The following is a 4,624-nucleotide window of genomic DNA, read 5'->3' as shown; positions in this document are numbered from 1 at the left end:
GCTTTTGCAGCGGCAGGCTGTCGGCCTCGATCGCGGGCACCAGCGTGATGTGGGCCTGCCGCGCCATCGCATCCAGCGCGGTGCGCAGGCCGTTGGGGGCGCTGGGCAGGATGAAGGGCAGCTCGTGCAGGGCGGTCAAGGGCAGCTCGGCCGCGGCGGTCAGGCGGTCGCCGCGCGGGCCGATCAGGTAGCTGTCCACCGTGGCCAGCGCCTCTTCATGCTCGGGCAGGCTGGCGCCATAGCGGTAGAGGATGGCGATGTCGATGCGGGCATCGGCCAGCCACTCTTCCACCTGGCCGCTGGAGCCTTCGAGGATCTTCAGGCCCAGCTTGGGGTGTTGCGCCCGCATGTCCTTGAACAGCCGCCCCACCAGCGGCGAGCCGATGGACGGCAGCAGGCCCACCGTCACGCGGCCGCTGAGCTCATGCGCTTCACCGCGGATCTCGCGTTCCAGCTGCTGCGCATCGGCCAGCAGCGCCTTGACCTGCGGAAAGATGCGCCGGCCCACCTCTGACAGCTCCACGCCGCGGCCGGTGCGGGTGAACAGGCGCGTGCCGCATTCGCGCTCCAGCGCATTGAGCTGGCGGCTCAGCAGCGACTGGTTGCTGTCCAGGAACAGCGCCGCGCGCGTCAGGCTGCCCAGCTCGCCGATGGCCAAAAACGCCCGCCACTTGTGCAGGTCGGCCGCGATGTCGAGCTGGATGCCGGTGGGCTTGGTCGTGGAAGGCGGCGTGGGCATCGGCAGCGTCGGCGGTACGGCAAGGGGGCCGGCGATTGTGCGCCGGGCCCCACCTGCTCACTCCCAGCGGATACCCAGGGTCTTGACCAGCGCGGCCGAGCGCGTGCTTTCGCTGCGCAGGTAGGCCGCGAACTGGGCGGGCGTGCTGCCCACGGCCTCGGCGCCTTCCTGGTCGATGCGGGCCGCCACCTCGGGCGCCTTCAAGGCCTCGGCCACCGCCTGTTGCAGCCGTGCCAGCAGCGCCGGTGGCGTGCCTGCGGGCGCCACCATGCCATGCCAGTTGCTGACCACGAAGCCGGGCAGCCCCGCCTGCGCAGCGGTCGGCACCTCGGGCAGTTCGGCCAGCCGCGCCGGGCCGGCCACCGCCAGCGCCACCAGGCGACCGGCCGCGATGTGCGGCCGCACCAGCGTCACGTCGGCCACCATCAGCTCCACCTGGCCGGCCAGCAGGTCGTTGAGCGCCGGGCCCGAGCCCTTGTAGGGCACGTGCACAAGATCGATGCCGGCTTCGCGCTTGAGCAGCTCGCCGCCCAGGTGCGGCACCGTGGCATTGCCGGCCGAGCCGAAGTTCAGCTGCCCCGGCGCCGCCTTGGCCTTGGCCACCAGCTGGGCCAGTGTGCGCACGCCGGCCTTGGGGTGCACCACCAGCACTTCGGGCACGGCCACCACCTGCGTCAAGGCGGCCAGGTCCTTCAGCGGATCGAACGGCATCTGGCGCGCGATGTGTGGCGCCACCGTCAACGCCCCGGCCAGCGAATAGCCCAGCGTGCTGCCATCCGGCCGCGCCTTGACCACCTCGGTCAGGCCGGTGATGCCGCCGGCGCCCGGCTTGTTTTCCACGATCACCGTGGTGCCCAGCACCCGGCCCAGCGCGTTGCCCACCAGGCGGCACATCGCGTCGGCCGAGCCGCCCGGCGCCAGCGGCACCACGATGCGCAGCGTCTTGCCCGGCCAGGGCTCTGCCGCCCCGGCCCAGCCGGTGGCGGCCAGGCCGGCTGCGGCGGCAGCGCCCTGCAGCAGACGGCGGCGGCTGATCTCAGAACACATGCTTGATCCCCGCGGCCAGCAGCGAGGTGCCGGCACCGGCTTCCACCGGACCGTAGGCACCGGTGGCATCGGACACCGCATAGGTGGTGCGGCTGTTGTTGCCCAGCCGTGAATAGCCGGCATACAGGTCGGTGCGCTTGCTCAGCGCATGCACGTAGTTCACGCTCACCTGGGTGAAGTCGTAGTTGCGCACGCTGCGGTCGTCGTAGCGCTTGATGGACAGGCTCACCTTGCCCACGCTGCCGGTGCGCACCGAGCCACCCACCAGCCAGCTGCGGTACTTGCGGCTGAACACGCTGCTGGTGCTGGCCGGTGCGGCCGCGGTGCGCGAGGCTTCCCATGCGCCCGACTGTGCCAGCGCCGCCACCGAGAAGCGGCCGAGTTCCTGCCTCACGCCCAGGGTGAAGGCGCTGTCGTCGTTGTCGTCGGCCACGTCGCCCACGCGGGCGTAAGACAGGCCCGCCAGCGTGCCGCCGCTGCGGTACAGCAGGTTCATGCCCTGGCTCTTGCGGGCGCCGCCGGCCCCGCCTTCGCCCGCCGTGGCCTGCAGCCGCAACGACACGCCGCCCCAGGTGGGCGAGAGGTAGTTCACCGCGTTGTCGTTGCGGGCCGAAGTGGTGCTGGCCGCACCGGTCCACAGGCTGCTGCTGGCGGTGCCGATGCCCAGGCCCATCGGGTCGATAGGCTGCACCAGGTAGAACGCGGGTGCATAGTCGCGGCCGGCTTCCACCGTGCCCCAGGGCCCGGACAGCGACACCAGCGCCTTGCGCCCGAACATGCGACCGCCCTGGGCCAGCTGCCCGTTGTCGATGGTGATGCCGCTCTCCAGCGTGAAGGCCGCCTGCAGGCCGCCGCCCAGGTCCTCGGTGCCGCGAAAGCCCAGCCGGCTGCCGTAGAGGCAACCGCTGCTCACCGCGTTCAGGCGTTCGCTGCCCAGGTCGGCGCTGGCCAGGCAAGCATCGATCAGGCCGTAGACCGTGACCTGGGTGGATTGCGCCGCAGCGGGCAGCGCGGTGAAGGCCGCCAGGGCCAGGGCGGTGAGGGCGGTGGCTTGTCTAGTCAAGACGTGTCTCCATCAAGAGGTGTTGTTGTGGGCCCGGACTCTAGGAAGCCAAACCCATGCTCGCCACCCGGCAGCCCGGCATAGCTGCATTGCGCCTGCCGCATAGCTGATTTGCGCCACCCCCCGCTTACCCGGCGCGTCGACGGGCCGGACACTGCAGCCATGGCAAGAAGGAGACATGCAATGCTGAAGACCCGACGCACCGCCTGCCTGGCCCTGGCCGCCGCTGGCGCCTGGCTGGCCGCCCCCGCCGTGCAGGCCCAGGCCTGGCCCAGCAAGACCATCCGGCTGGTGGTGCCCTATTCGGCCGGCGGCCCCACCGACGCCATCGCCCGTCTGGTGGCGCGGCAGGTGGGCAGCGCGCTGGGCCAGACCATCGTGGTGGACAACAAGGCCGGCGCCGGCGGCACCATCGGCATGACCGACCTGGTGCGCTCGGCGCCCGATGGCTACACCTTCGCGCTCATCGCGCCCGGCCCGCTGGCCGGCATGCCCAACCTGATGAAGCTGCCCTACGCCACCACCGACGTGCAGTACCTCACCCTGGTGGCGCGCATTCCGTCGGTGATCATCGCCGGCAAGGACGTGGGCGCGGCCACGCTGCCGGAGCTGATCAAGGCGGCCAAGGCCTCGCCCGGCAAGTTCAACTACAGCTCGGCCGGGCCCGGCACCACGCCGCACATTGGCTTCGAGCTGCTGAAGCAGCAGGCCGGCATCGACGTGCAGCATGTGCCCTACAAGGGCGCGGCACCGGCCGTCACCGCGGTGCTGGGCGGCGAGGTGCAGTTCGCGATGGTCGACCTGCTGCCGGTGCTGCCCCATGTGAAAAGCGGCGGGCTGAAGATCCTGGCCGTGGCCGGCGCCCAGCGCGCCCCGCAGGCGCCGCAGGTGCCCACCACGCAGGAGCTGGGTCTGCCCGGCGTGAAGATGGACACCTTGTATGGCGTGGTGGGGCCCAAGGGCCTGCCGGCCGACGTGCAGAAGAAGTTCCGCGATGCGGTGGTGGCCGCGGTCAACGCGCCCGAGTTCAAGGCGCAGCTGCTGGAGCAGGGTGCGGTGGCACAGACCAGCACGCCCGACGAGTACCGCGCACTGATGCAGGCCGAATCGGACAAGTGGCGCGACGTGGTCAGCAAGGGCCACATCACGCTGGAGTGAGGCGGCCATGCGCATCGCCCAGGCGAGCATCACGCCCTGCACCCAGCGGCTCAAGGACCCAAGCTGGAAGTTCGCGCGCGCCCAGGTGCCGCAGCTCGAAGGCTGGCTGCTGCAGCTGACCGATGACGACGGCCACACCGGGCTGGGGTATGCACATGCCATCCCGGCCATCACCACCCAGGGCAGCGGCGCGCAGGCGGCGCTGCAGTTCCTGCTGCCGCGGCTGCAGGGGCGGCGCGTGGACAGCATCGCCGAGGTGGTGGAAGAGATCGACGCCACGCTGAACTACGCCGCCAGCGTCAAGGCCGCCATCGACATGGCGCTGCACGACCTGCAGGCGCGCCGCCTTGGCGTGCCGGTGCATGTGCTGCTGGGCGGTGCGCTGCACACGCGGCTGCCGCAGTCGCGCATCCTGGCCATCAAGCCGCCGGCCGAGATGGCGGCGCAGGCCGCGGCGCTGGCGGCCGAGGGCTACAGCCAGCTCAAGCTCAAGCTCAGTGGCGATACCGCGCTGGATGCGCAGCGCATCGCCGAAGTGCGCAGCGCCGCCGGTGCGGCGGTGCGGCTCACGCTCGACCCCAACCAGTCGTACAGCGCCAAGCAGATGCTGTCGGCCT

Annotated in this window: 5 protein-coding genes; 2 read left to right on the top strand and 3 right to left on the bottom strand. The window is 71.3% G+C overall.

All coding sequences use genetic code 11. From position 1 onward, the window contains the following. From ABNT58_RS26465 to ABNT58_RS26455, 3 genes are all read right to left on the bottom strand, one after another. Positions 1-739: LysR substrate-binding domain-containing protein (locus tag ABNT58_RS26465; protein WP_348756362.1), on the bottom strand; the 739-nt coding region annotated here is incomplete at its 3' end. A gap of 57 nt (positions 740-796) precedes the next feature. Beyond that, positions 797-1,786, bottom strand: a complete 990-nt coding sequence (locus ABNT58_RS26460; RefSeq protein WP_348756361.1) for a tripartite tricarboxylate transporter substrate binding protein — start codon at positions 1,784-1,786, stop codon at positions 797-799. Continuing rightward, positions 1,776-2,849: a porin gene (locus ABNT58_RS26455; RefSeq protein ID WP_348756360.1), complete on the bottom strand. Its 1,074-nt coding sequence runs from the start codon at positions 2,847-2,849 to the stop codon at positions 1,776-1,778. Before ABNT58_RS26455 ends, ABNT58_RS26460 begins: the two co-directional genes overlap by 11 nt. Before the next feature lie 183 nt (positions 2,850-3,032). Here ABNT58_RS26455 and ABNT58_RS26450 point away from each other — a divergent pair, with 183 nt between their 5' ends. After that, a complete protein-coding gene (locus ABNT58_RS26450; RefSeq protein ID WP_348756359.1) occupies positions 3,033-4,007 on the top strand; it encodes a tripartite tricarboxylate transporter substrate binding protein in 975 nt (324 codons plus the stop codon). A gap of 7 nt (positions 4,008-4,014) precedes the next feature. Next, on the top strand, positions 4,015-4,624 hold a 610-nt coding region (locus tag ABNT58_RS26445; protein WP_348756358.1), incomplete at its 3' end, for an enolase C-terminal domain-like protein.

This window comes from uncultured Aquincola sp., assembly GCF_964001545.1.
Classification (GTDB): domain Bacteria; phylum Pseudomonadota; class Gammaproteobacteria; order Burkholderiales; family Burkholderiaceae_C; genus Aquincola.
This window is presented reverse-complemented; position numbering and strand designations above follow the sequence as displayed.